Consider the following 606-nt stretch of genomic DNA (forward strand, 5'->3'; position numbering starts at 1 on the left):
GAATTACTCGATGATCTTGGCAACCACGCCGGCGCCGACGGTACGGCCACCTTCGCGGATAGCAAAGCGCAGACCTTCTTCCATGGCGATCGGTGCGATCAGCTTGACCGTGATCGACACGTTGTCACCAGGCATGACCATCTCTTTGCCTTCTGGCAGCTCGATGGAACCGGTCACGTCGGTCGTACGGAAGTAGAACTGCGGACGGTAGTTGTTGAAGAACGGCGTGTGACGGCCACCTTCGTCCTTGGACAGAACGTACACCTCACCGGTGAAGTTCGTGTGCGGCGTGATGGAGCCTGGCTTGGCCAGAACCTGACCACGCTCGACTTCTTCGCGCTTGGTGCCGCGCAGCAAAATACCGACGTTGTCGCCTGCCTCGCCCTGGTCCAGCAGCTTGCGGAACATCTCGACGCCCGTGCAGGTGGTCTTGGCCGTTGCCTTGATACCGACGATTTCGATTTCTTCGCCAACCTTGATCACGCCACGCTCGATACGGCCGGTCACAACAGTACCGCGACCAGAGATCGAGAACACGTCTTCCACAGGCATCAGGAATGCGCCGTCCACTGCACGCTCAGGCGTGGGGATGTAGGTATCCAGCGC

1 protein-coding gene is annotated in these 606 nt (G+C 59.4%); it reads right to left on the bottom strand.

The features are described 5' to 3' along the window. Nucleotides 1-3: 3 nt before the first annotated feature. Nucleotides 4-606: EF-Tu C-terminal domain-related protein (locus ABWV89_RS18870; protein WP_353400635.1), on the bottom strand; the 603-nt coding region annotated here is incomplete at its 5' end.

This window comes from Hydrogenophaga sp. 5NK40-0174 (assembly GCF_040372165.1).
GTDB lineage: Bacteria > Pseudomonadota > Gammaproteobacteria > Burkholderiales > Burkholderiaceae_C > Hydrogenophaga.